This window comes from Petrotoga miotherma DSM 10691 (assembly GCF_002895605.1).
Classification (GTDB): domain Bacteria; phylum Thermotogota; class Thermotogae; order Petrotogales; family Petrotogaceae; genus Petrotoga; species Petrotoga miotherma.
In genome coordinates, this window is the sequence record NZ_AZRM01000023.1 from 1 (window position 1) to 26,869 (window position 26,869).

General features: G+C 33.8%; 25 protein-coding genes and 1 other RNA gene. 22 read left to right on the forward strand and 4 right to left on the reverse strand.

Features of this window, described 5'->3' with window-relative positions; genetic code table 11:
- Positions 1–164: 164 nt before the first annotated feature.
- The 14 genes from X928_RS04370 (at position 165) to uvrB (ending at position 14,731) form a co-directional block, all read left to right on the forward strand.
- Entirely contained in the window at positions 165–497 is a 333-nt protein-coding gene (locus X928_RS04370; RefSeq protein ID WP_146026629.1) for a hypothetical protein, read from the forward strand.
- Positions 484–1,227 carry a DEAD/DEAH box helicase family protein gene (locus X928_RS10165; protein ID WP_211286443.1) on the forward strand — a complete coding sequence of 248 codons (744 nt, stop codon included), beginning with the start codon at positions 484–486 and terminating at the stop codon, positions 1,225–1,227. The genes X928_RS04370 and X928_RS10165 overlap by 14 nt, the downstream gene beginning before the upstream one ends.
- 139 nt (positions 1,228–1,366) lie before the next feature.
- Complete coding sequence (locus tag X928_RS04375) at positions 1,367–3,034, forward strand: DEAD/DEAH box helicase (RefSeq protein ID WP_211286444.1); 1,668 nt, start codon at positions 1,367–1,369, stop codon at positions 3,032–3,034.
- Between the two features lie 1,025 nt (positions 3,035–4,059).
- Positions 4,060–5,172 (forward strand): type II toxin-antitoxin system RnlA family toxin, encoded by a 1,113-nt coding sequence (locus X928_RS04380; protein ID WP_103078657.1) that lies wholly within the window; start codon positions 4,060–4,062, stop codon positions 5,170–5,172.
- A 5-nt stretch (positions 5,173–5,177) separates the two neighbouring features.
- Positions 5,178–6,116 (forward strand): ribonuclease HIII, encoded by a 939-nt coding sequence (gene rnhC, locus X928_RS04385; RefSeq protein WP_103078658.1) that lies wholly within the window; start codon positions 5,178–5,180, stop codon positions 6,114–6,116.
- A gap of 698 nt (positions 6,117–6,814) precedes the next feature.
- Entirely contained in the window at positions 6,815–7,510 is a 696-nt protein-coding gene (locus X928_RS04395) for a hypothetical protein (protein WP_103078660.1), read from the forward strand.
- A gap of 32 nt (positions 7,511–7,542) precedes the next feature.
- Complete coding sequence (locus X928_RS04400; protein WP_103078661.1) at positions 7,543–8,118, forward strand: thymidine kinase; 576 nt, start codon at positions 7,543–7,545, stop codon at positions 8,116–8,118.
- Between the two features lie 24 nt (positions 8,119–8,142).
- A complete protein-coding gene (locus X928_RS04405) occupies positions 8,143–8,961 on the forward strand; it encodes an aldo/keto reductase (RefSeq protein ID WP_103078729.1) in 819 nt (272 codons plus the stop codon).
- A gap of 76 nt (positions 8,962–9,037) precedes the next feature.
- An RNA gene (gene ffs, locus X928_RS04410) (signal recognition particle sRNA small type) lies at positions 9,038–9,137 on the forward strand.
- Positions 9,138–9,236: 99 nt separating this feature from the next.
- Complete coding sequence (locus tag X928_RS04415; protein ID WP_103078730.1) at positions 9,237–9,914, forward strand: methyltransferase; 678 nt, start codon at positions 9,237–9,239, stop codon at positions 9,912–9,914.
- Position 9,915: 1 nt separating this feature from the next.
- Positions 9,916–10,668, forward strand: a complete 753-nt coding sequence (locus X928_RS04420) for an energy-coupling factor ABC transporter ATP-binding protein (RefSeq protein ID WP_103078662.1) — start codon at positions 9,916–9,918, stop codon at positions 10,666–10,668.
- Positions 10,659–11,465 (forward strand): ATP-binding cassette domain-containing protein, encoded by an 807-nt coding sequence (locus X928_RS04425; RefSeq protein WP_103078663.1) that lies wholly within the window; start codon positions 10,659–10,661, stop codon positions 11,463–11,465. Before X928_RS04420 ends, X928_RS04425 begins: the two co-directional genes overlap by 10 nt.
- A 20-nt stretch (positions 11,466–11,485) precedes the next feature.
- Positions 11,486–12,709: a hypothetical protein gene (locus X928_RS04430; RefSeq protein ID WP_103078664.1), complete on the forward strand. Its 1,224-nt coding sequence runs from the start codon at positions 11,486–11,488 to the stop codon at positions 12,707–12,709.
- A 45-nt stretch (positions 12,710–12,754) separates the two neighbouring features.
- Positions 12,755–14,731: an excinuclease ABC subunit UvrB gene (uvrB, locus tag X928_RS04435; protein WP_103078665.1), complete on the forward strand. Its 1,977-nt coding sequence runs from the start codon at positions 12,755–12,757 to the stop codon at positions 14,729–14,731.
- A gap of 33 nt (positions 14,732–14,764) precedes the next feature.
- Here uvrB and X928_RS04440 read toward each other — a convergent pair whose 3' ends face one another.
- Genes X928_RS04440 through X928_RS04450 form a run of 3 tightly spaced genes read right to left on the reverse strand, consistent with a single transcriptional unit; the run spans position 14,765 to position 18,594 of the window.
- Entirely contained in the window at positions 14,765–15,124 is a 360-nt protein-coding gene (locus tag X928_RS04440) for a hypothetical protein (protein WP_103078666.1), read from the reverse strand.
- A 17-nt stretch (positions 15,125–15,141) separates the two neighbouring features.
- On the reverse strand, positions 15,142–16,962 hold the full coding sequence (lepA, locus tag X928_RS04445; RefSeq protein WP_103078667.1) for a translation elongation factor 4: 1,821 nt from the start codon (positions 16,960–16,962) through the stop codon (positions 15,142–15,144).
- A gap of 60 nt (positions 16,963–17,022) precedes the next feature.
- Positions 17,023–18,594 (reverse strand): dynamin family protein, encoded by a 1,572-nt coding sequence (locus X928_RS04450; RefSeq protein ID WP_103078668.1) that lies wholly within the window; start codon positions 18,592–18,594, stop codon positions 17,023–17,025.
- A 268-nt stretch (positions 18,595–18,862) separates the two neighbouring features.
- Between X928_RS04450 and X928_RS04455 the strand changes: the two genes are divergently transcribed.
- From X928_RS04455 to X928_RS04480, 6 genes are all read left to right on the forward strand, one after another.
- Complete coding sequence (locus X928_RS04455; protein ID WP_103078669.1) at positions 18,863–19,825, forward strand: 2-hydroxyacid dehydrogenase; 963 nt, start codon at positions 18,863–18,865, stop codon at positions 19,823–19,825.
- Between the two features lie 10 nt (positions 19,826–19,835).
- Entirely contained in the window at positions 19,836–20,486 is a 651-nt protein-coding gene (locus X928_RS04460; RefSeq protein ID WP_103078670.1) for an endonuclease III domain-containing protein, read from the forward strand.
- Positions 20,465–20,944 carry a tRNA (adenosine(37)-N6)-threonylcarbamoyltransferase complex ATPase subunit type 1 TsaE gene (gene tsaE, locus X928_RS04465; protein WP_169926306.1) on the forward strand — a complete coding sequence of 160 codons (480 nt, stop codon included), beginning with the start codon at positions 20,465–20,467 and terminating at the stop codon, positions 20,942–20,944. The genes X928_RS04460 and tsaE overlap by 22 nt, the downstream gene beginning before the upstream one ends.
- Before the next feature lie 4 nt (positions 20,945–20,948).
- Entirely contained in the window at positions 20,949–21,947 is a 999-nt protein-coding gene (locus X928_RS04470; protein WP_103078672.1) for a hypothetical protein, read from the forward strand.
- A complete protein-coding gene (gene queA, locus X928_RS04475) occupies positions 21,940–22,965 on the forward strand; it encodes a tRNA preQ1(34) S-adenosylmethionine ribosyltransferase-isomerase QueA (protein ID WP_103078673.1) in 1,026 nt (341 codons plus the stop codon). Before X928_RS04470 ends, queA begins: the two co-directional genes overlap by 8 nt.
- Before the next feature lie 74 nt (positions 22,966–23,039).
- Positions 23,040–23,414 (forward strand): flagellar protein FlaG, encoded by a 375-nt coding sequence (locus tag X928_RS04480; RefSeq protein WP_103078674.1) that lies wholly within the window; start codon positions 23,040–23,042, stop codon positions 23,412–23,414.
- Between the two features lie 3 nt (positions 23,415–23,417).
- Here the strand turns inward: X928_RS04480 and X928_RS04485 are convergent, their stop codons facing one another.
- Positions 23,418–24,323 (reverse strand): tRNA dihydrouridine synthase, encoded by a 906-nt coding sequence (locus tag X928_RS04485; RefSeq protein ID WP_103078675.1) that lies wholly within the window; start codon positions 24,321–24,323, stop codon positions 23,418–23,420.
- 571 nt (positions 24,324–24,894) lie between these two features.
- Between X928_RS04485 and X928_RS04490 the strand changes: the two genes are divergently transcribed.
- Positions 24,895–26,166: an MFS transporter gene (locus tag X928_RS04490; protein ID WP_103078676.1), complete on the forward strand. Its 1,272-nt coding sequence runs from the start codon at positions 24,895–24,897 to the stop codon at positions 26,164–26,166.
- Between the two features lie 118 nt (positions 26,167–26,284).
- Positions 26,285–26,776, forward strand: coding sequence for an ATP-binding cassette domain-containing protein (locus tag X928_RS04495; RefSeq protein ID WP_245857175.1), 492 nt, complete (start codon positions 26,285–26,287; stop codon positions 26,774–26,776).
- Positions 26,777–26,869: the final 93 nt, after the last annotated feature.

The window sequence follows — 26,869 nt, forward strand, 5'->3', positions numbered from 1 at the left end:
CACTATTTTCGTGATAGAACCAATCCAACAAGATTTATTTAGGAAAGATTAAATGGCAAAGCTATTTTTGGATTTTATTATCGATATCTTTCTTTACGCTTCCTTGGTATTTATTGAGCAGATTTAATCAACAGGTTTTAATAACTGCTATGATAGGGATTTCGTTGGCAATCCTTACTTTTTTCTTGCGATATAAACACATAAAGTACTTGCTGATAGAAAGAAGAGAATGGATTACGGGCAATTACAAAAGTCTTCTCTCTAGTTTGTTATTTGGCATATCAGTTGCTTACATTACTTCTCTCGCAGATGTAAAAAATCTTTTTTCACCAGGATTAACAGAAACCCTCAATACGTTTGTGATCGTACTCTTGGGCGCTGTGGGAATGTTGTTACCTCATTTAGTAAGTCCTTTAAAAAACATACTAAATGACCTGCTTTTTTCTATAAAAGTTCCCGATGAACTTAAGGAAAGTGGAAATAATGAGACCTACTGATCTTTTACACCCCGAACAGAGACGCCCAGGTAAGGCATATTTAGTCAACGAACTCCGAAAAGCAGTATACACATGGCGAGAAGAAGGCTATCCAAAAGTTACACCCACAACAAAAAGACTCCTGCAGTTTTGGTTTGAAGAAGACCATTTTGTAGAAAAAGAGCTATTTCAATTCTGGTTTTGCCAGAGGGAAGCTATTGAAAAGCTGATTTACATTTATGAAGTAATGAAAAAACGGAATTTCATTGATATAGCAAGGGATTTCGGTGCTGGACCTATACAAGGTTATGACCCCTCCTATGATCAATATCCACTTTATGCCTTCAAAATGGCTACAGGTTCTGGTAAGACCTATGTAATGGCATTGAGCATTGTTTGGCAGTATTTCAATTATAAAAAAGAAAGCAAAGATGATTATACCTCAAAGTATCTGTTCATAGCAGGAGAAAAAAATGTAATTTATGATAGGCTGACAAGAGATTTCAAAGATGGCAAGATTTTCCGAGAATTGCCGCTTATTCCTCCTGAGTGGCAAGAGGAGTTCGACTTGAAAGTGATCCTTAAGGAGGATCCAATCCATATAATTCCAGAAGCGACGTTGTTTTTGACCAATATTCAGCAGTTAGAACAAAGGGAGAGTAAAAAGAAAGAAGTAGAGCAGTATATAGATAAGTTATGGAATTACCTGAGGTTTATAATGTTTCCGATATCTATCAGGAAAACAGGATAAAAGAGGTTTTTACAACTTGCCCTAATATAATGATCTTGAAAGTGAAGCCCACCACATATACAGTTTTGAAAAAGCATGGAAGAAGATACTTTAGGAACTTAACAAAGACTTGGTCTCTCAATATGGCAAAGGCATCAATATGGAACTCGACTTTTCTGCCACCCCCAAAACTGAAAATGGAGCTTTATTTCCATGTATCATTGTTGATTTTTCACTGAAACAAGCCATAGAAATGAACATCGTGAAATCGCCGCTGAAGGGGCTTGTAAAGGGTGCTAAAGAAATCGCTTCTAAAAAAACAGTTGAGAGATACAGAGCTTGGATTGATGCGGGAATAAGAAGATGGAGGGAATACAAGGATAAATTAAAGCCCTTATCAAAAAAGTCAGTACTGTTCTTTCAGTGCCCAGAAAATGAAGAGGCAGATGAGATATATGAGTATCTGAACTCTGCTGTTCCAGACCTTAAAGATAAGGTATTATTGATACCTACAAATAGCACTGGAGAAGTTAAAAAAGCAGATCTATCTAAAGCGAGAGAGTTTGCAAAGACAATTGATGATCCAGATCCTGAAAAAAATCCATACGAAGCAATAGTAAGCACAATGATGTTAAATGAGGGATGGGACGTTAGAAATGTAAATGTGATTGTGGGACTTCGATCTTACACATCAAAAAGGAAGGTGCTCCCAGAACAAGTTATAGGGAGAGGTTTAAGAAAAATGTTCCTTGAAGAAGATGCAAATGTTGATGAATCAATAAACATCCTCGAAGTTATTGGACCACCAGGCTTGATGGATATTCTTGAGGAATTAGAAACCCAAGAGGGTATCAAGTTCGCTGAATTCGATACTGGAAAATCCCTTAATTTAACAACTATATATGTAGATGAGAATAAACTGGATAAAGATATCGAGATTCCTGTGCTCTCTCCGAGGATTCTCCTGAGGGAATTTCAATTGGAGGTGGTTGAGGTTGATAAATTACCTCCGGTTGCAATACCATTAGAAAACAAAATCTTAGAAATGGAATATGTGGCTGTAGATATGCTAAAAGGAATGGAAATTATAAAAAGAAAATGGGATTTGCCTGTACCGCAGGATTCAAAAAGCGTTATTGCCTATTATACTGACCAGATACTCAAGCAGTTGAAGATAAGAGGAGCATTTTCTAACTTTTACCCGCTCGTGAAAAAATATGTCGTCGAAAAACTATTCAGCGAAAAAGTTGACCTCGATGACCCAAGAGTTCTTTATAAGCTGAGTACTCCTGAGGTTCAGGAACTGTTAACAAGATTGTTTGTAGAAGCATTCAAAGATATGACTTTTATAGAAAAGGAGCCAGAAAAGATATATTATATTAGACTTTCAGACACGCCACCTTTTCCCTCATCAAAAATGGTTTATGCTGCTGATAGATGTATCTTCAACTATGTTCTTTGCGATAACGATTTTGAATTGGATTTTGCCAAGTTCCTAGACAGAGCTGAAGATGTGTTAGCGTTCAGTAAAATAGTTCCCAAAATTGGTTTTTTTGTAGAATATAGAGATTCTGATGGAAATCTTAAGCTATACTACCCAGATTTCGTCACATTGACAGACAAAAAGGAACATTTGATTGTTGAAACAAAGGGTAGGGAAGACATCGATGTTAAACACAAAGACAAAAGAATGAAATTGTGGTGTGAAGATGCTACTAAAATTACAAAAAGTAAATGGACTTTCATGCGAATTAATCAAGAAGATTTTGAGAAATATAGATTTAAAAGCATTCAGGAGTTGATTTCAACTCTAAAAGATGTCGGGTGATATCAATATCAAAAACCAACGAGGTGGACTTCGAATGAGCCATTTACCCGTTGCTGTTGAAACCTTTTATTTTCTTGTATAGCTTTGTCAGAATTGATTATACAAAACAGAATATAAAGTTCACTTTTCTTACAGAAATTACTATTTTGTGTTATAACTGTGAATATGCTCCTTATATGCTATAAAAGTGAAATTCAATTTGATAGAATTCTTCAATCAAAATCGTTGTTCTTTGAAAGTTATACTTTAGTTCGTTTCACAAAATTATGGTTAGGGGAAACGAAATAGGAACAAAGGATTGAATAATCATGTACCGTTAGGCAAGAGATAAAAAATGACAACGTACTTGCTATTAAAAAATCCTAACAACCTTACAAGAAAGATAAAGTTAGACTCGATGAATTGATGGAATATCAACATCTTGACACAGTTCAAGCCTACGGATTGGTACTTGAATTTAAGAAGATGTTCGATTATAAGAAACCTTCTTATGTAGCTAAGTATTTTAAAAGATAGTATGAAAAGGTAATGAAATCAAATATACTCGATGAAAATGGTCGATATTTCTATCCTATGCCACTAAATAAATGATGTTATAGCTCAGAAAAAAACCCTATTTGTATAAGTATAATTTAATCCTTCTAACAGTGCATATATACTCCTTTGGTGCTATTTGCAATCCCGCAGTCTCACCTTTGCTATTGTTATGGTGAAAACTCACATACGCCGGTACCTCATGGGTTATGCCTTTAGAGGTAGGCAATAAAAGAATTAAAAACATAAAATTGTCGAAATTTTAGAAATAAAAGATTTTTAAAAATAAGATTTTGGTTTTAAAAGGGCAACAAGGCGAAAACTTCTCTATTTTTGTGGGCCTGTTGCGTGCTAAGGGGTACTAAAACAGATCTGATGAAACTTAGAATGAAGGAAGTATTTTTAAAATTTTCGAATTCTAGAAATAAGGTTTCAAGCCTGTTTTATATTTTTTAAAGGGAGTAATAGAATTGTTTGAGGAGGTTTAAGATATGTCTAAAACTGTTTCAAATACTGATAGGATAGCAAAAGTGTTTACCGATTACTGTGTTAGTAAAAACTACCAAGTCAAACAAACTTCAGAGGAAAAAGATTTGAGGCTTGATATATCAAACTATTACTATAGAACAATAGTAATAATCTACTATACAGGTACAGTGCTCATTCAAGGTAAGCAAAACTCATTGAAGACTGAAATGGAAAATCTGAAATCACGTTATGAAGATAATCCGCAGTCTTTTCTTGGAGGTGAGATAACAGAGATCAAACCATGTGCGACAAGATACGACATTATGCTGGTTGAACTCAGAACAAAAATAAAAGAATCTTTAAACACGCTTGAAGCAACAGTGAAAATTACCGACAATCCAAACTCTGCTATTGAATATAGAGCTAAAATTGCTAGGAACAATTTTTCTATAACTTTAACCCAATACAATAATGGCACCTTATTACTTCAAGGGAAAATGGATAAGCTTTTTGAGGATTGCTGTAACCTGATTGAAAGAATTGCTAACCCATCAGAGAAGGACGTGATAGCCAGATTCATATCAAGCGACGAAAAGAATTTGGAATTTTTTGCAGCTAAGTATACTCCTCAGCTCATAGATATAGCTGAAGACAATGTAAAGAAAAAAATAGGCATTGTTTATAATTATCTTGAGACTTATGATAGAAAATGGTTTGTAGCTTCCGAATGTCTCTGCTTAACTAAAATTCCTTTACCTGAGTTCTCCCCTTTAGTAATGCCTGCATCAAAGGCATTTGAGGGTTTTGTAAAAAAACTTCTTGTTGGGATAGGGCTTTTCGAAGCAGGGTATTTCAATACAAAAAATGCAAATTTCTCCAGTCTGAATGATAGAAGCAATCCAAAAAGAAAAGCTATTTGTGAAAAAGAAAAACATGCAGATACAATGCTCACAAGAATTAGTGTGTGTCTCGATACGAACAGAAACTTTATGATGCATAGTGACGAGAGTAAAATTACCAAAGTTGATTCGCAAGAAAAATCAGAGGACATAGTCAACAAGATATTTAATGATACAAAAGAAATATTTGACTATTTCAATGACCTTTATTCTTTATTTCCTCGAAATAAGGAATGAGTTGTATGCAGCCAAAAAATAAACTTCTTGAGAGCTATAAACATATAAGATCCGCACTAGAAAGCAACAATTTCAATGTATCTGATTGTAAAGAAATCGCTTATGGTGTGCAGTTTACCGTCTCTACTCTTAACTGGTCTGGACTAATTAGAATTTATCAAAACAAGAAGGGTGTTTTGAAAATCGATTATTCGCAACTTAATAGTAAAGCAAATGTGATAAAAATCCAAACTTTGATAGAAAGTAAAGAAATACCATCTGGTTCAAAAAATTTAAATAAAAATGTTGGACTAGGATTCCCTATTATCGGCACAGATGAATCGGGGAAAGGTGATTTCTTCGGGCCCTTAGTTAGCGCTGGTGTCTATGTAAATGAGCAATCTGCAAAAAAATTGATTGAATGTGGCGTAAAGGATAGTAAGAAACTTAGCGATGCTAAGAACTTAGAACTTGCCCAGAAAGTAACTAAAATATGTAAAGGGCGCTTTGCGATTATTGAAATATCTCCGGAAAAATATAATAACTTATATGAGCAATTAAAAAAGGAAAAGAAAAGTCTAAATACATTACTTGCCTGGGGACATGCAAAAGCTATAGAAGAAGTACTTTCAAAAGTTGATTGTAAGGTTGCAATCGCTGATCAATTTGCAGATGAAAGCTTTATCCTTAGTAAACTTCAGGAAAAAGGTAAAAACCTAAGACTTATACAGATGCACAAAGCCGAACAAAACATAGCTGTGGCAGCAGCATCGATTCTGGCACGAGCAAGGTTTTTAGAAAAACTATCTAAACTATCAAATGAATATAAAATAAACTTGTCTAAAGGTGCATCGCAGACAGTTATAGAAAGTGGGAAGAAGATTGTTGCCACATATGGAGAAGATATTCTCAGAAAAGTAGCCAAATTACATTTCAAAACAACTAATGATGTCCTTAACAAATAGTCGAAACGTAGAATATATATATAATATAACAGAACAGGTACAAAAAGCTAATGAATTTAGAAAAATAGGGGATTTTGAGGAAGCATTTTCATTTGTTAGATATTTATGAAAAGAAACAGAAAACGAGTTTGAGGGGGAAAACTTCTTCCTTGCATTAGGAAATTGGAACTGCAGGTTATAGATAATAATTTTTGATAGAAAAGTATTGAAAGAGAATGCTATGGAGAAGAAATTAAAATTTTTCATAGCCAATTACTTTCAGATGAAAAGCCTTATATTGCTCAATTTAGAAAATATAGTGTTCCCTTGCAAGACAAAAGTTTGATATTTGATAGAAGATTGGCATAATAGAAAAACTTTATTAAGTGAAAATTATCAGTCGGAGATTGAAAAAATTAAAAAGATGGTAACATTATTTACTTATTTATTTCAACAAATTTTCTTTCCTCACATGACTATAAAAAAGAAATTATTGGGATTAAGAAAAAAGAAAAATGAAGATAATCTTTCGAAAATAGCAGGTAATTAAGGCGAGGCAAAATGAAGTTTTACATAGGCAATAATGGAAAATAATAATAATATATTGTATAAAAAAGTTTCTTGTAATCGATGCGCACTTTGTTTTACTAATGGATATGTCAAACCATACCAAAAATATGATAAAATAAAAAAGAGAAAGCATATGAAGGAGTTAAGGGATGCCAGGATATTTAACACACATTATCTTCGGTCATAAGATTTTTCCAAACAGTTTGAAAAATGTGAAAATGTTTAATCTTGGACTGATGGGTCCAGATATTTTTTATTACGATATTTCTGATCCTAAATATCACATTATTGGTGAAACGTTGCATAATGTTGATTTAACAAGGTTTATAAAAGAGATTCAAAAGGAAAGCCCAGAGTATGCCTTAGGTTTATACTTACATTCTTATCTTGATATGAAAATACATCCACGAATACATATTATAGAAAGAAACACTGGCAAATCACATACTAAAATAGAAACTTTGATCGATGCAGCTTTATTGAAAAAAGAGTGGAACACCACTGTTTTCAGGTTAGACAAGCATTTTTTCCCTAATAAATTACCAGCAAGGTTTATGAGGATCTTTGATGAAGTTCTTTACGACTATTACGAGGTAGCAGATGTAAATATTAAAAGTTTGTATGATGTTTTTTTGAAAAACTTTTTCTTCTTATACAAATGGTATCCCATCAAGGCGATTGCTTCGTATGTGCTCTACGTTGTTTCCATAGGAAGATTCAATTACAAGGACTATTTTATATTTAGAACCCCTTCCTTAGAAATTCTGAATGATTTTGGAATAGAAACATTGTGGAAAGAGTCTTTAGATGAAATTGATCAACTATTATCAGAAAAATTTGATTAAAACTAATGAAAAAAGGGATGTGAAACTTTAATATGGCAACAGGTAATTTAGTAGTAATTGTTGGACCTATGTATTCTGGCAAAACTTCCGAATTAATTTCTTTCATTGAAATCTACACCCTCGGGAAAAAGAAGATAAAAGTCTTTAAACCTTTGTTAGATAACAGATACAACGAAACTTTTATTGTATCCCACTCTAATACATCCGTTAAAGCCATCCCCATTAATAATTCCGCTGAAATTTTGCCCCAACTTGATGGAGACGAAAAGGCGGTTTTTATTGATGAAATCCAGTTTTTAGACGAGCCTCTTAGAGAAGTTGTTGTGGAGATGATCAATTCTGGTAAGGATGTTTATTGTGCAGGCCTGGATTTGAGTTATAAAAATAATCCATTCAAAGTTACCTCCCTTTTAATGGCTCATGCAGACACTGTGATTAAAAAGAAAGCTGTTTGCCATGAATGTGGAGAGTACAAGGCAACAATATCTTACAAAATTGTGGAAAATGGTGGAGAAATAGATGTTGGTGGATTTGAAAAATATATCGCTGTATGTAGAGATTGTTATTTGAAGTTGAATGAAAAAAAACAAAATCAAGATAAATCATAAAAACAAGGGGGTTGATCTATGCGAATTACAAGCATCTATGATAAAGCGGAATTAGCCAACAAAGTGAAAATCCCTTGGTTGGGCTATGGGACATACAAAGCTCATGGAGATGAATTGATAGAGGGTGTAAAGTACGCTTTAAGTATAGGATACAGGTTGATAGATACCGCAGAAATGTACGAAAACGAAGAAGAGATAGGTAAAGCAATCAGACAGAGTAAAATACCGAGAGATGAAATTTTTATAACCTCCAAAGTATGGAATACGAATCAAGGTTTCGAAAGCACTTTAAACTCTTTTGAGAATTCATTAAAAAGATTGGGAACAGATTATTTAGATTTATATTTAATTCACTGGCCTGTAAGTGGAAAATATATAGAAACCTGGAAAGCCCTTGAAAAGTTATATAAGGAAGGTAGAGTAAGGGCTATTGGTGTGAGTAATTTTTTAATTCATCATCTCCAAGATATAATAAACAACTGTGAAATTACCCCTATGGTGAATCAAGTAGAATTTCATCCATACTTATTGCAAAGAGATCTTTTAGATTATTGTCAAAGAAACAAAATACAGCTTGAAGCTTGGAGTCCTTTAATGAGAGGAAGAGTTCTAAATATACCCCAGTTAGTTGATATAGCAAATAAGTATAAAAAAACTCCCGCACAAATAGTATTAAGATGGGACCTGCAACATGGCGTGGTAACTATTCCCAAATCTGTACACAAGGAAAGAATAAAAGAAAATGCCGATATTTTCGACTTCGAACTAACAGAAGAAGAAATGAGGATAATAGACAATTTAGATCAGAGTAAAAGATTTGGGGCAAATCCCGATGATTTTTAAGATTAACATAGCTTTTAACAAGATTAATTGATTTTTCAACAATGAAATGATATAATATGAAAGCACCATTACAGGAGGCTGGGTCCTGCGCAATAGGAACCCGTGAAACTGGTCAGGCCCGGAAGGGAGCAGCCATAAGCGGAGATTTCTATGTGCAGCAGGGAAACCCAGCCATCTTTAATAATTTTGGAGGTACGAATAAATTGACTCAAAAAAAGAAAAATAATAACGAATATGAAGATGTTCAAATATACGGTCCTGAAGATATCGCTTTCATGAAAGTTGATGAAGTAATCAGAAAAGTTAATAATGATCTGAACCCTGCTAAAGAAAAAAAAATTAAAAAAACACCTTCTTTTGAGCATTACTACAGTGAAAACCCAACGTCAGAACTAACGGTAAAAGAGTTGGTTTTAAAATTAAGAAATGGGCATAAGTATCTATTTAAAGCCCCATCCGGAGTATATGGAAAGAAAAGGATAGACAGGGCAAGTATTTTATTGATTGAAAAAGTAGAACTAACAAATGAAAAAGTTTTAGACATGGGATGCGGATACGGGGCAATAGGTATAGCCTTAAAAAAAGAATTTCCTGACATTGATCTGTATATGAGTGACATAAATAACAGAGCAGTTGATTTTTCTAAAATAAACGCCAAAAACAATAACGTGAACGCTGTGATCAAACAAGGAAATCTATTCAAACCATGGGAAGGTAACTACTTCGATGTTATTGTCACCAACCCTCCAATAGTTGCAGGTAAGGATGTATTACATGAACTAATCGAAGAATCCTATTACCATTTGAATGAGAATGGCAAGATATATTTAGTTGCTTACCACAATAAAGGTGGAAAAGGCTTAGAAAACTACATGAAACAAATTTTTGGCAACGTAAAAGAGTTAGAAAAATCTGGAGGTTTTAGAGTTTATCTTTCGATAAAGAGGGGCTAAGATGTTTTTTGGATGCAAAAATCTTTCTTTCAGTTATTATGAAAAAAAAGTACTAACAAATATCAATTTAGACGTCAAAAAAGGTGAGTTTATCGGTTTAGTTGGGAGTAATGGAAGTGGAAAATCTACGCTTCTAAAGCTTCTATGTGGTATTTTATCCCCTCAAGAGGGAGAAGTAATTATCAAAGATCAAAAATTAGATGAACATAATAGAATAAAGGTAGGTTATATTTTTCAAAACCCTGAAAATCAAATTATAGGGGTCACCGTCGAAGAGGACGTGGCTTTTGGGTTAGAAAACATAGGGGTCCCAAGAGAAAAAATGCTAGAAAGAATCGAGTGGGCCCTTTCAACGGTAGGGTTAGAAGGGTTGAACCACGCAGACCCCAATGCATTATCTGGAGGGCAGAAACAAAGACTTGCAACAGCATCCATACTTGCTATGGATCCTGAAATTATACTCATGGATGAACCTACTTCAATGCTAGATCCAAAAGGTCGAAATGAAATTTACAAAGTTATACGCAATCTCAGAGAAATAGGAGAAACGATTATAATTGCCTCTCATCATTCTTCTGACCTTGAACATGTAGACAAAATCATCGCCCTTAACGATGGAGAGATTGTTTATGAAGGAGACAAGGATCAATTTTACAAGAATAACGTTATCCAATCTGAGCTACCTTTCAATGAAAAAATAAATAGACAATTCCACACCGATTTAAAAAAGTTGGTTGATGAAATATGTCGATAATACTTGAAAATGTAAGTTTTACTTACGCATTGAATACACCTTTTCAAAAGACAGCCCTAGCAAATATAAATGTGGAAATTAAGAAAGGTGATTTGTGGTTATTCGTTGGACATACAGGATCCGGGAAAACTACGTTGATGAGTTTAATGAACGGCTTACTCATACCTCAACAAGGAAGAGTGTTAGTTGAGGGATTATCCACAAAAGACAAAAAGGTCAACATCAAAGATATAAGAAAGAAAATTGGCATAGTTTTTCAATACCCAGAATCCCAATTTTTTCTTCCTACCGTAAAAGAAGAAATAATGTTTGCACCAAAAAATTTTGGGGTTCAACTAAGTGATGATTTACTAAAGTACTATTTAGAGCTAGTTAAATTACCGGAATCGTACCTTGAAAAAAATCCATTCGAACTCTCAGGAGGAGAAATGAGAAAGGTAGCGATTATCTCTGTTCTCTCCTACAACCCTGATTATATAATCTTTGACGAACCCACTGTTGGATTGGATTACCTGACAAAAACTTCTATATTCAACCTTATAAAAGAACTTCGCAACTTAGGAAAGACCATAATAATATCAACTCACTGGATAGATGAATTCGCCAGTTTGAAACCTAACGTACTGTTGTTAAAAAATGGTGAAGAAGCTTTTAAAGGCAATTTTGATGATTTTGTTTTGCTGGATGAAAAAACTCTTTGGGAAGCTGGTATAATATTTAATGAAAAGATGCAATTGTATAAATGTGCTATAAAAACAGGGAAAAAGGAATTAGCTGAAAAAATTTCATCTATTTAAAATTGAGAGGATGATTAAAATTGAAAAAGATTTTCATCTTAACTATTTTTGTTTCTATCTTTTTATTGCAACTTTTTTCTCAATCGAGCGAAGTTATCGATCTAAGAAGAAGTTTTTTGATTTACACGGAAGGTGATTCCAGTATCGGTTCCTTGTTGGAACAATATTTAAAAAACGATCTTGAAAAACAAGGAAAATATAAGGTATTAACAAAAGATGATCTGTTATTAGAAAATCTTAGAGAAATGATTGAAAACGAAGATTACCTGAAGAAAAAACTAGATGCTGATTTTTTAGTCCATATTCAAATACTTGAAAGCTTCCCTGACTTAGAAAAAACCGAAGAATTAATATGGTGGGAGTATCGCATACTAGCGAAGGTCAGCGTCGTCAAAATTTCAACAGGAGAAAATATCTATTCCAAACTTCTTACTTCAAGTGGCACCTCATATATAAATGCTAGTACAAGCGATTTTGAAGCGTTATACTATTCAAGAAAATATGCTGCCAATAATCTTGCATCTTCTGTCGCTACAGAGTTGAACAAACTTTTTAAAATAAAAGCCAATATTATCACTTTAGAAAATAAATATGTTCATATAGATGCTGGCAGAAATGTTGGAATAAGAGAAGGTATGATGTTTGAATTTGTAATCACTAAAGAATTAAATGGGGAGTTCTATGACCTTCACGATGGGAAATTAATAGCCGAAGAAGTCTGGGATAACAACAGTTTGTTGAAGATACTTGAAGTCCCAAAAAATTTCAACTACCAAGATGAAAATGTTTACGTATTAGAAAATCCAACTCTTTCTCCAATAAGAACCATCACAAGAATATATTACGTGAACGAAGGATTTAAAAAGAACGGTGTAGGGTTCGAAGCAGGATTCGATAATTATGAACATTTATATACTGGATTTTCTTTTGTGTTCTTGTTCGATGAAAACACATTTGATGGAGATTTTGATTTCAAAGTTGGCTATCTTAACTATATATCAGAAACAGATGTAACTCTTTTGTTGGGAATCTTAGCAGGGGTGAAAAGTGTTACAGCTTCGGATGATTCGTCGGCTGTTTACTTTAAACTCACACCAGTTATCGATTATAGTTATTATATGAACGAAACCTTTGGATTATACATGGAGGCAGGATACAATTTCTTATTCCCCATAGAAGAAGTAGGAAATATAGAAACGACAAATAATTTTAAAATAAGCGCAGGATTTACCTTTAGATTCTAAATCTATTAGAATCTAAAGCAGAGGTTGAATGGAGGTGTGTTTATTGTGTTTAAGCTTCGTTCAGAATACGAACCTCAAGGAGATCAACCAAAAGCAATAGAAGAGCTCTCTTCTGGGATCAATGAAAATTATAGATTTCAAACTTTACTGGGCGTTACTGGATCTGGCAAAACCTATACAATGGCTAATATTATTGCAAACGTGAATCGACCAACTTTAGTTCTCTCTCCGAATAAAATCTTAGCCGTTCAGCTGTACAACGAATTCAAAGAGTTTTTTCCTGAAAATAAAGTAGAATTTTTTATAAGTTACTACGATTACTATCAACCAGAAGCCTATATCCCTTCTCGAGACATATACATAGAAAAAAATGCTGACATAAACGATATTTTAGTCAAAATGAGGCTTTCGACGTTAAAATCAGTTTTAACAAGGAGAGACGTAATTGTAGTTTCAAGTGTTTCAGCTATCTATGCGTCGGGAAACCCTGATGACTTTTCCAACATAAATCTTTATCTGCGAGTGAACGAAGAGTATTCTAGAAGAGAGATACTTATTAAACTAGGTAAAATGCAATACACAAGGCAAGAAAAAGATTATCTCGGTGGAACGTTCAGATGGAAAGGTGATGTTTTAGAAATATTCCCTCCCTACGAAGATTTTGGAATAAGGGTAACTTTTTTTGATAACGAAGTCGAAAAGATCGAAGCACTGGACGTATTCAACAGAACCATAATAGAAGAATTTGATAAAATTACTATTTATCCAGCGAAAGAATTCGTAACTAGTGATGAAAAAATCTTTTCAGCTATTGAAAGAATAAATGCCGATCTGCAAACCCAAATAGAATATTTTAAAAGGGAAGGCAAACTTTTGGAGGCTCAACGAATAGAGCAAAGGGTAAGACAAGATATGGAATTTCTTCAAACACTAGGATACTGCAAAGGTATAGAAAATTATTCAAGGTATTTCGATGGAAGAAATCCTGGAGACCCTCCGTGGACTCTTTTAAATTACTTCGACGAGGATTTTATTACCTTTATCGACGAATCCCATATAGCCGTACCACAGTTAAGGGCAATGTTCAGAGGAGATTACGCAAGGAAGAAAAACCTGGTTGAATACGGGTTTAGGCTACCATCTGCCTTAGATAACAGACCTTTGAGATTCGAAGAATTTTTAGAAAGAACCAATCAAATTATCTTTGTATCAGCTACTCCAGGTCCCTTCGAAATGGAAGTATCAGACCAAATTGTTGAACAAATCATCAGACCTACAGGACTTGTGGATCCAAAGGTTGAAGTAAAGTCAACAGAAGGGCAAGTGGACGACTTCATTTCCGAAGTAAAACATGTTGTAGAAAGAGGAGAAAGGGCTCTAGCGGTGGTTTTAACAAAGAAAGATGCAGAAATTCTCTCAGATCATTTAAACCTAATGGGAATTAAATCACTGTATCTACACTCTGAACTCGACACAATTGAGAGATCAGAGGTAGTAAAAAAGTTAAGAAACGGCGAAATTGAAGTGGTTGTTGGTGTAAACTTACTAAGAGAAGGATTAGATTTACCTGAAGTTTCTCTGGTTGCCATAATGGATGCAGATAGAGAAGGATTTTTAAGATCTGAAACAACATTGATTCAAACGATTGGTAGGGCCGCAAGAAACGTCGAAGGGAAGGTATTACTATATGCCGACAGAATAACGGAGGCTATGAAAACCGCTATCGACGAAACAAATAGAAGAAGAGAAATACAGATTCATTTCAATAGGGAAAACAACATCACTCCAAGAAGTATCATTAAAAAATTACCAGAAGATATGTTTGCCCCATTCAAAGATAACGAGGTAAAAGAAGAAGATTATATATTCGCCGTAGAGGAAAACCTCTCTCCAGATGATTACTTAGCTATGCTTGAAGAAAAAATGTACGAAGCAGCATCCGAATTAAAATACGAAGAAGCAGCAAGGTACCGAGACGAGATCAAAAGGATAAAAAGAAAATACAACATCAAACAAAGTTGACTATAAAAAACAACTTAAAAAGGTGTAGAAACTCTACACCTTTTCTTTTTCCTGATTCGTGTGTAAACTTCTTACCTTTTTTCTCAAAAATCTATCAGTATCAAAGAAGAATCTGAAAAGACCCCAAATGAATATAAAAAATATACATAATGTAATCCACAACATTTCAACCTCTCCCATGACTCCAAAAATACCTGTTCCTCTTATTCCAGTAATTATAAACGCCAACAGCCACTCTTTACTCAAAAGAGCTACAATGGTTATAACGAAAAGAAGCCATGGTTGGTTAATAACCAAGGAAAACACAAATAAAGAAGCCAATCCGCCAATCCATAAGATTATTCTGTAGATATTTCTACCCTTACTTTTACTCTCTTTTAAATTTCCTGCCAACTTTGACACCTCCAAATTTATTCTTCATCTTCATTGACCTTCAACAAAGCCAAGAATGCCTCTTGAGGAATATTAACCTTACCAATCTCTCTCATTCTTTTTTTACCCTCTTTTTGCTTTTCTAGCAATTTCATCTTTCTCGTCACATCTCCACCATAACACTTTTGAAGGACATCTTTTCTTAAGGCTTTAATAGTGGATCTCGCTATTATCTTACCCTTACAATATGCTTGGATAGGTATCTCGAACTGATGTCTGGGGATTAAATCTTTTAATTTATCCACTAATTTCCTTGCAAGTGTATAACTCTGGCTCTCATGAACTACGTAAGATAAGGCATCAACCTTCTCTCTATTTATTAAAATTTCTAACTTCACTAAATTAGACTCTTTGTATCCAGTTATCTCGTAATCCATAGAGGCGTAACCTTTACTGATAGCCTTCATCTTATCAAAAAAATCGAAGATCAAATCAGCCAAAGGAATTTCAAAATGTAAAACTACCCGATTTTTACCTGCATTTGATACATGAGAAAAATTACCTCTTTTTTCGACCTGAGCAAGATTAATTAAATCTCCCATATAATCAGGCGGCGTGATAATATCCAACTTGCTAAAAGGTTCGTAAACTTTCTCTATCAAATCTTCATCAGGAAACTCTGAAGGATTTGTAATTTCTATTTCTTCCCCGTTTCTTAGCTTGGCTTTGTAAATTACACTCGGAACAGTGAGGATAACGGCAAGCTCAAACTCCCTTTGTAAACGTTCTTTAACAACTTCCATGTGAAGTAAGCCCAAAAAACCTACCCTAAAACCATATCCCATCGCGGGGGAACTTTCAGGTGTGAACAAAAGAGAGGCATCGTTCAATTTCAACTTTTCAAGAGCCTTTCTTAACTCCTCATAATACTCGGGTAAACCTGGATAAAGTCCCGCATATACCATTGGTTTTACTTCTTTGTACCCAGGAAGAGGTTTTTCTATGGGATTCAGTGCATCAGTAATTGTATCTCCTACTCTTGCTTGCTCAATATCTTTTATTCCGGCTACAATATAACCTATTTCGCCAGCGGACAGATCCTCTGTCTCTATCATCTCTGGATGAAAGATCCCAACTTCTGTAACTTCATAGGTTCCATCAGATGCCATTAATTTAATCTTATCACCCTTTTTTACCTTCCCGCCAAATATTCTGCAATAAACGATGATTCCTTTATACTTATCGTACTTAGCATCGAATATCAAACCTTTCAACTTGTCTGAAGTATTGCCTTTGCTAAGGGGAGAAGGGACCTTTTGAATAATCAATTCCAGTAAATCCTTGACACCCTCTCCAGTTTTTGCACTAATAGGGATTATAGAGTCAGCTTCAATACCAACCAAATCGTTTATTTCCAACATTGTTTCATCAATATTAGCAGTGGGAAGATCTATTTTGTTTACTGCGCCTATGATCTCCAAATTGTTCTCCAACGCTAAATACGTGTTGGTAACCGTTTGAGCCTGAACACCTTGAGTGGCATCGACCAATAAAATAGCACCTTCACATGCTGCCAAACTTCTTGAAACTTCATAGGTAAAATCAATATGCCCAGGGGTATCTAAAATATTCAGCTCATACTCATTTCCATCTTTTCCAGTATAAAAAACCTTGACCGGATGTGATTTTATAGTAATTCCTTTCTCTCTTTCTAGGTCCATTGAATCTAAATACTGTTCTCTCATGTTTCTTTCGTCTATTGAATGCGTCAATTCCAGTATTCTATCCATCAAGGTTGTTTTTCCATGATCAATATGTGCAATTATTGCTATATTTCTAATAAAATTGGGATCAAACAAAAAAGAAAGCACCTCCACAAACCTAAAAATATAGAAATATTATATCATAAAAAAGATAATCTAAAAAGATTTACTATTAAGAGACGACTCTATATCTTCCAATTGCCTTGAGTATCCATCAATTCTTTCTTTTAGATCTTTGAAATGTTCTAGCTTATTTATCTCCTTTTTAAATGCCTCGTAGTTTTCAAACATACTTGTTTGCATTTTTACCTGTAAGCTATTTAAAAAAGATTCAACATTAGATTTAAGTGTATTTTCTAAAGCCTTCATTTGATTAGAAATTTCATTATCCAATCTTTTTTGAACACTTCTTGAGATGTATAACCTGTTCAACAGATTTTTGTTTTTAAACGTTACTGTTTTAAAGGTTCTATCTAAAATTTTGTTGATTTCTTTTTCTAAATCATTGGAAAAAATAATAAACTCTTTATCAACATCCAACTTTAACTTTTCCCTTAAGAAAGGATCGATTCCTAATCTATCTACAACTTCCTTCTTATCAAAAAATCTATTTATTCTGCTCTTTTCTTCATCAGTAATGTTTAAAATCTCTCTGGTTATTCTATCGTTCAGGGTTTTTGATACTTCTTTTTTGAATTGAGAAATCTCATACTCGATATTTTCTTTCACTTTTTTCTGCGTCTTATAAAAGTTTAAGATTGAATCTTTCAAATCAGTTAACTTATTCAAGTAATAATTTTTTATAGCATCATTAATTGAATCAAACCTAATATTAAAAAAAGAATGATTCTCTCCCAAAAACGCATTAAGGGTTTCATAATATCTCTCAAGAACTTCCAATTCATCGATTTTTTCGTTCAAAATGTTGCTATTTTGGTCAACGGAAAATCTAATCTTACCTATAATTGTTTTCAACTTCATTCTTTTCTTGTCATGACTACCTATTTCGTTAAAAATATAATCTCTAACCTGTTGGAACCCACTATCAGGTTTAGACTCAATTTCTAGCTTAGCTGAAGTTAAAAAGATTTTGGGATCTTTCAAATCTATTTTGTTGCATCTATTTATAAGCTCTTTTTTAGCCATTTCTATCTCTTCTTGTGAAGCTCTATCCTTCTGGGAGAGAATAAAGATGACATCTTTTTTCAAATCCTTGATGATCTTTTCGATCAACTCCCAATCGCTTTTTGTATATATATTTTTCGAGTCGAAAACAAACATTATCAGATTGCTATTTTCTAAAAAATCTCTGGTAATCTTTTCATGTTTCTCCATTATTGTGTCCGTTCCTGGGGTGTCTATTATCTCTATTCCTTCCAAAGAATCCAAATCTTTGTAGATTGTAACCATATCACCTCTTGTTTCAACGTTCCCTTGACCCTTTCGAACGATTGTTATTTTGGAAGTCTGAGGTCCTGGTCCAACCTCGAAGATACTCTCTTCTCCTTCTTTAATTCCAAGTAAAGCGTTTAAAAAACTACTTTTACCAGCTTTAACTTTACCTACAACCACAAAATTGAAAAGTGTCTCAAATTCTTTTTTAACTTCTTCAATTTTATCTTTAATCAAAAAAGAATTTCTATCTATCAGATCAGAATATTCGTTCAACATGGTTTTTAACTGTGATTCTTCCTTCTTGAATTTATTGCTTACTAAGGGGATACCCATAAGACCACACCTCTCAGATTTGAATTAAATCTTATTGATATTTTACTGAATTATAAATATAGTATATCAAATTTTTGAAAAGAATGTACGAGAACTCTTTAGATCATATTGAATGTCCGTGAAAAAGATTGGTTAGATAATAATTTGATGTCTTTGAAATGATTCCATATCCATGGTTTTTTATTATGATATAATTAAACTGCATATTTTATATTGTTCAAGGGGTAAATTGCTAAAAAATGCAGAATCCTAATCGGGAGGCTCAAAAATGAAAAAAGTCTCAATTACGTACAAAATACCTGAAGCAGGTATAAATTTGTTGAAAGGTAAGTACGATATTTGGGTTAATCCTAAGGATAAGCTACTCACCAAGGAAGAACTAAAAGAAATAGCAAGAGAATCTGACGCATTAATTACAATGCTGGCAGATCCAATTGATAAAGAAGTATTAGAAGCAGGAAAGGATAGATTAAAAATCGTTGCAAACTATGCCGTGGGATACAACAACATCGATATTGAAAAGGCAAAGGAATTAGGAATATATATAACTAACACATCAGGTGTTTTGACCGAAACCACTGCCGATTTAGCATGGGCGTTGATGTTAGCTGTTGCTAGGCGAATCGTCGAATCGGATGCCTTTACAAGAGATGGTAAATTTGAAGGCTGGAAGCCGGAATTGTTCCTTGGTACAGATGTGTACGGTAAAACATTAGGTATTATAGGATTTGGAAGCATAGGTCAAGCGGTTGCTAGAAGGGCAATAGGGTTCAATATGAAGGTTTATTACTATCAGAGACATCGTCTCTCCAGTGAAAAAGAAAAGGCCTTGAATGCCACTTATTTAAACTTGGATGAGCTTTTGAAGGTTTCTGATTATGTAAGCTTACATGTGCCTTTGACTGACGAGACTTATCATATGTTGGATCGAGAAAAACTATCGCTATTGAAGAAATCTGCCTTTGTTATTAACACAGCAAGAGGTCCAGTGATAGATGAAGAAGCGTTATACGAAAAACTAAAAAGTAAAGAGATTTCAGGAGCTGCTTTAGATGTGTATGAGAATGAACCTCAATTAACACCAGATTTAAAAGATTTGGATAACGTAGTACTAACACCACATATTGGTTCTGCTTCACACGAAACAAGAAGCCGAATGGCTCAGATGGTAGCAAAAGATATAATACAAGCTTTGGATGGAGAAACACCTGAACATTTAATATGGAGGTAGAAATTAAATATTGAATAAAGTTTATGAAATATACAAGGATCTTTACGGGTTTTATGGTCCGCAGCATTGGTGGCCCGCAGATAATTGGTTTGAAGTAACTGTGGGGGCTATTTTAACACAAAATACTTCTTGGAACAATGTGGAAAAATCTATCGAAAATTTAAAACAACTTGATCTATTAGATCCAGAAAGGTTATTTAAAATCAAAGAAGATGATTTGGCTCAATTGATAAGATCTTCAGGTTTTTACAATCTCAAAAGTAAACGTTTGAAAAACTTCTTAGAATGGTTAAAAAAATATAATTATGATATAGATAAGATTAAAGATAAAAGTGTAGTCTCTTTAAGGGAAGAACTGTTAAATATCAAAGGAATAGGGAAAGAAACCGCTGATTCTATTCTTTTATACGCATTTGAAGTGCCCATTTTTGTGATCGATGCTTATACGAAAAGGATGTTTTTACGATTGGGTTTAATATCAGCTAAAGAATACGACGAATTTCAAGATTTCTTCGAAAAAAACTTAAGAAAAGACGTTCAACTTTACAACGAATACCATGCCTTGATAGTTAAACACTCAAAAGTTTACTGTAAAAAGATGCCTAAATGTTCTGAGTGTTTTCTAAAAGAAAAATGCGAATGGGGAGTGAACAACCTATAATATCTTACATCAAACTCAACATAGAACAAATCCAAAAACTGGGAAAGACTATTTCTAAATACATTTTCCCGGGAGAAAAATTATTACTTTTCGGCAATTTAGGGACGGGGAAAACCACTTTAACATCGTATATAGTTAACAACTTGAGCAAAAGCCCTATAAATGTGACAAGCCCTACTTTTTCTTTAGTAAAAGTGTATGATACAAATCCAACAATATATCACATTGATTTGTATAGGTTAAACGATCCTCAAGAGATAGAATATTTGGATATCTTTTTGGATCCTAAGGGGATATATATAATTGAATGGGCAGACTTCTTGGATTATTTAACCCCCGAAGAAAGATTAGAGATTCATATTTCTTACAATGAAGATATTAGGTTTAGGGATGTTAAAATTGAAGGCTTTGGTGAAAAGTACAAAGAGATCGAGACAAGTATAGAAAAGGAGCAGTAGTTTTGTGTCAATTCAAAGAATTTATAACGTTATCTCAGAAAAAGATTATAAAGAACATAGTCAAAAAACTAGAAAAATAGTGGAAAAAGCCAATACAATTCTCAGAAAACCTCGAGAATTAAACGAAAGAAAAATGTTTTGGGTTTACAGGGTTTTAGGAAAAGATGCCGAACTAAAAATACCAAAAAAACACATAAACGATTTTCAATTTCTGATAATGCATATTTTAAAAAAACCTAAAGAGAATAGATTCACCGATTTAAGAAGTTATTACAAGTTAAAGGAAGAAACGATTGATAACCTGAAATTTTTACTTTTTCCAGATAAGTTTCCACCAGGTGGCTACAATGAAAAACTAAAAAAGTACGGGGTAGAGTTCTACAATCCACAAGTTATATTGAAAAGACTGAATTTTAAGGATTTTATAGACTTATACGCACTAATAACATACATACCTTTAGATGTGAAAACTCCCTTTGTACAAGACCTCATAGACGAGATTCTTAGCATTGACCCTCTTGATACAAAGATCTCGTTATACAAAAAAATAAAAGAAATATTTAAGAGTTTAGGCCCTTACGAAAAACAGATGGTGGAACTTCAATTGAAAAATATATCTTACTACCATTATAGGCTCATGAGCAAAGGAACGATTAAAGGCGTTATTATCGATGGTAGTAACGTTGTAAGGTACAACGATCAAGAAAGCATAGTTAGATTGGTTGATTTACTGGATAATCTCTACATAGAAAATATGACGTTTTTCCCTGCAATAATAGTATTCGACAAAAACATTGAATACGTTTTAAAAAGTGAAGATGACAAGGACATTTTAAACAAAATGTCCGAAAAAAAGAGAATTTACTTTGAATCACCTGCAGATGAATTGATCGTTCATTTTAGTAATAAACTTGGTTATTACATGATTTCACAGGATAAATTTAATGAATATCGGTTTGATAAAGATAAATTACTGGAACTGCGGAGGTTTGTAGATGAGTGAACAAAGTTTCAACTTAGAGCAATATGACTACGAGTTACCTGAAGAGCTTATAGCCCAAGAACCTGTTGAACCAAGAGATAGCTGTAAGTTGATGGTGCTAAATAGAAGAGTAAAAAGTATCGAACACAAAGTTTTTAGGGATATAAAAAATTATTTACGACCCGGCGATTTGCTTGTTTTAAACAATACCAGGGTTATCCCTGCAAGATTGTACGGCAAAAAGGAAACAGGTGCTAAAGTTGAAGTTTTACTTTTAGAAAAAGATGGAAACGATAAAACATGGAAAGCTTTGGTAAAGCCAGGTGGAAAGATAAAAAAAGGCAACAAACTTATCTTTGAAGATGATTTAGTTTGCACAGTAGTAGAACATTTGGAAGACGGATCTAGAATTTTAGAATTTGACGATCCCAACTTTTTCTCAAAATTGCCAAAAATTGGCGAAGTCCCTTTACCGCCTTATATTAAAAAACAGATCGATGATCCAGAAAAATATCAAACTACCTACGCAAAAAACAATGGTGCGGTGGCTGCACCAACAGCTGGTTTACATTTCACACAAGAGTTAATAGACGAGCTCACTGATTACGGCGTAAATTTCACTGAAGTTACTCTTCATGTCGGTTTGGGAACCTTCAGACCCGTTAAGGAGCCAGACATAAGGAACCACCTAATACATGAAGAGTATTATACTGTGCCAAAAAGTGTACTTCACGATATAGTTAGAGCCAAAGCTGATGGTAAAAGGGTCATAGCCACAGGAACAACGGTTGTTAGAACGCTCGAAACTATTGCCAGAAATCCTGACAAACTCGCTGGTAGAACAGATCTATATATTTACCCACCATTTGAATTTAAAATAATTGATGCCCTAATCACCAATTTTCATCTCCCTAAATCTTCACTTCTTTTTCTAGTTTCAGCGTTTGCTGGTCATGATTTTATAATGAACTCATATGAAATTGCAAAAGAAAAGAAATATCGCTTCTTTTCCTTTGGTGACGCAATGTTCATTATGTAATTTTTTGAATATTAAAGTTTATTAAATATCAGACGATAAAAAAGTGAATAATAATTTCAAGGTCGGGTGATATTATGGGAATATCAAACATTGGGGGTAAAGAAGATTTTTCCATTAACAATCCTATAGCCAATAGACAGCACTTTGAAATGGCGAAAGCCAATCTGAGAAATCCTGAAAATTCAAACCAGCCGATCCAAAAAGAAGAAGTTATGCCAGATGAACTTGACAAAGTCACAAAAATAATTGAAGATAGATTAAAAAAGTTATCCAAAATTTTCAAAGGAGAGGCGAAGTTTGAAATAGAAAGGGAGTTGGATATTATTATTGTAAAAATTATAGATAAAGACAGCAAGGAAATTATAAGACAAATACCACCTGAAGTGTCCGTGAAACTTGCCAAAGCCCTAAACGATGTTCAAGGAATATTACTTGATGAAATAGCATAATTATTAACGTTTGAATGTTCTATAAACCAATTCGGCGACATCATTATAAGATAAAATTAGATGCAACTTTCTTCTTACCTCCTTTGAGCCTTTAATACCAGAAAAGTATTTCATTAATACTTTTCTGAATTTTTTTACTGCATAAACCTCTGAACCATAGAACTCAATCGTAAGTTTCAAGTGCTCTAAACAAGTATCTATTCTCTCATCTAAAGTTGGATTATAATTATTCTTTGTGAATATCCAAGGGTTACCAATAGCGCCCCTTGCAACTAAAACAAAATCTGCACCATAATTCAACAAATAATCATCTATATCTTTTTTACTAAACACATCACCGCTTGCTCCTAAAGGAATGTTGATCTTCCCCTTTAAATTTTTTATTACTTCTCTATTTGCAATTCCACTGTACATTTGCGACCTGGTTCTACCATGAACAATAATATAATCAGAACCTGCTTCTTGGACTGTTTGAGCCACTTCTTCAATATTTATTTGATCGTATCCTAATCTTACCTTTACTCCTACGGGTAAATCAATACTCTTTTTAAGAGTAAAAACGATATCTCCCAATAATTTTGGATTTTTCAATAAAGCAGCCCCTGAACCTTTTTTCACTACTTTATTAACAGGGCAAGCAGCGTTTATATCGATCCAACTAGCTAAACTCTGGACAGCTTTGGCTTCTTCGACAAATTTTGTTGCATCGTTGCCAAAAAGTTGTACGCCTATATTAGCCTCATCCTTTTGGGGAAGCATTTTTTCAACCTTTTCATTTTCTCTTATTATAGAATCTACTGAAATCATTTCTGTAAAAGTAAAATCTGCTCCAAATCTTCTGCAAATCTCCCTAAAAGGGTAATCAGTATAATCTGCCATCGGGGCTAAACCAATTTGATTTTCTAACATCCACTTACTCCTCCCGAACCATATTCGTGATTTATTTTAGCTTTTTTCGTTAAACAGGTATATACACCAATTTTAAATCTCTATACAATAAGTAAATACAAAAATCTTTAGTAAAAACATAAAAATTATTGATTTTTTTATTTATTTACTTGACAATTTTTATTTTATCTGTTATAATTTTTGTAAAATATTTGAATTAAGTTTAAAATAATTAAAGGGGGTTATAAAAATGTTGAGAAGACCACAGAAAAAAATTAAAAAGGTAGAATCTTATTACACAGCTTATGATTTACTATCTGAAGAATTATGGCAGGTTTATCTCGAAAACATCAGAAAATTGTAAAAGTAAAAGAATATGGGAGGGAAGCAGGAAACCCCTCTCCACCTTCCTTAAATGGGTGGGCAGCGGGGCGAAGGGGTAAAGATTCTCTTTCCTTATAGGGTGGGCAGCGGGGCGAAGGGGTAAAGATTCTCTTTCCTTATAGGGTGGGCTGCGGGGCGAAGGGGCGCTATTAAAGAAGTTTTAGAGTTTCTAAAGGCAATAAAAAAGATTAAAACAGGGGGAAATTCTATGACAAAAGTGCAAAAAAGAAACTTTTTGCTATACTCCACAGGTAGGCTTGTATCTTTAATAGGAAGTGGCGTACAATTGATTGCTTTACCACTGTATATTCTTGATCTTACAGGCTCTGGAACCCTTATGGGTACGTTTACTTTTTTAAGCATGGTTCCAGGATTGATTTTTTCACCGATAGCAGGGGTTTTAGGAGATCGAATGAATCGAAAGAAAATTATGGTGAATATGGACTATTTACGAGGGATAATTATACTTTTTATGGCATATTCAGCCTATCAAGGTTGGATGAACATTGCCTTTATCTTCACTGCCCAAGTATTTATTTCTATATTAGACAGTGTTTTCGGTGGCTCAACCGGTGCGATGCTCCCAGACTTGGTTCCTATTGAATTCCTCACAAAAGCTAATTCGGTAAATTCTTCAATAAATAGTGTTTCTAATATTATAGGACCCATCCTCGGAGGAATCATATACGGATTTGGCGGAATAAAAGTTGTGTTTCTTATAAATGGAATTTCTTTCGTTATTTCTGCTATAAGCGAAATGTTTATTACTTACGTACCACATTTTGAAGGTAAGCAGAAAATATCTTTTAAATCCATGTTTTCAGACATCAAAGAAGGCTTAGTTTTTATAAGAGGAAGAAAGGGTTTGAAAGAACTGTTTTTGTTTGCAATGATTGCCAATTTTATAATGTCACCAATTTTTATGATTGTCTTTCCTTATGTATTAAGGCAAGAAATTGGATTTACTAGTGAACAGTATGGAATCACACAATCTTCTTTTACCTTGGGGATACTAATTGGCAGTATTTTAATTGGCACTATTTTTTATAAGAGTAATCCCAAAAAATCGATGACACTTGGTTTAATAGCAGAAGCCATTATGTTTTTCATCATTTCAGGTTTATTTTTTCCTAATATCGTTACCAAATTCGGAGGTGCATCATGGACTTTATTAATAATTTTGTACATAAACCTTATGCTTATAGGCGTGTGTAATGCTTTTATAAATATACCTATTAATACCAACCTGCAAAAAATGACACCAACCAAAGTAAGATCTCGTGTTTTTACAGTTTTGGGGTTGATTTCTCAAGGAGCTATACCTGTTGGCTCGTTGATATTTGGCACTCTTTTAGATTTAATGAGGGGATATCAACTTACACTGTTTGCAAGCATAGCATCAGCTATTGTAACCATCCTTTTTTTAAAAATTGCACCAGAAGAAACCTTTAATCCCAAACCTGTTACTGAAGAAGTATAAAAGTCAAAGCTTGATAAAATCAATTTATCATTTGTTGTTTAATGCTTTTATGAAAAACAGCGTGAATACTCTCCAGGTAAAAGAACACCCCGAAAGGGATTCAAGGAAAAGATGAAAGATGGCTTTAAACACAAAACGAAGGGGTAATGAACCCTTATTCAACATGACGGTCAAAGAAAATATAATGTTGGATGATGAATTCACCCAAGAAGAATTCATGAAGGCGGTAAAGAAAGCGAAGGTAGATAAATTCATAGGACTTTTAGATGAAGGATACGACACGGTAGTGGGGGAAAGGGGAAGTAAGTTATCTGATGGGCAAAGGCAGAGAGTAGCAATAGCAAGAGCATTGATAAGGAAACCAAAGATATTGATATTGGATGAAGCAACGTCAGGGGTAGATTCTCAAACAGAAGAAGAAATATTCGATGAATTGAAAGAGTATGAAATGACTTTGATAATAATATCCCACAGATTATCGACGATAAGAAAAGCAGACAAGGTGATATTATTGAAAGATGGGGAGATAAGAGGAGAAGGAGCACACGAAGAGTTACTAAAAAATTCTCCCATTTACAGAGAAATAATAGAAAGTCAGTTGGTTGTATGAAAGATTAATTAGCCACTATTTTCAAGAGAACCTAATTTCCGAAAATGCGCCCTAAATGGGCGTTTTTCAAACATTGAGTAATTGTCCAAAATG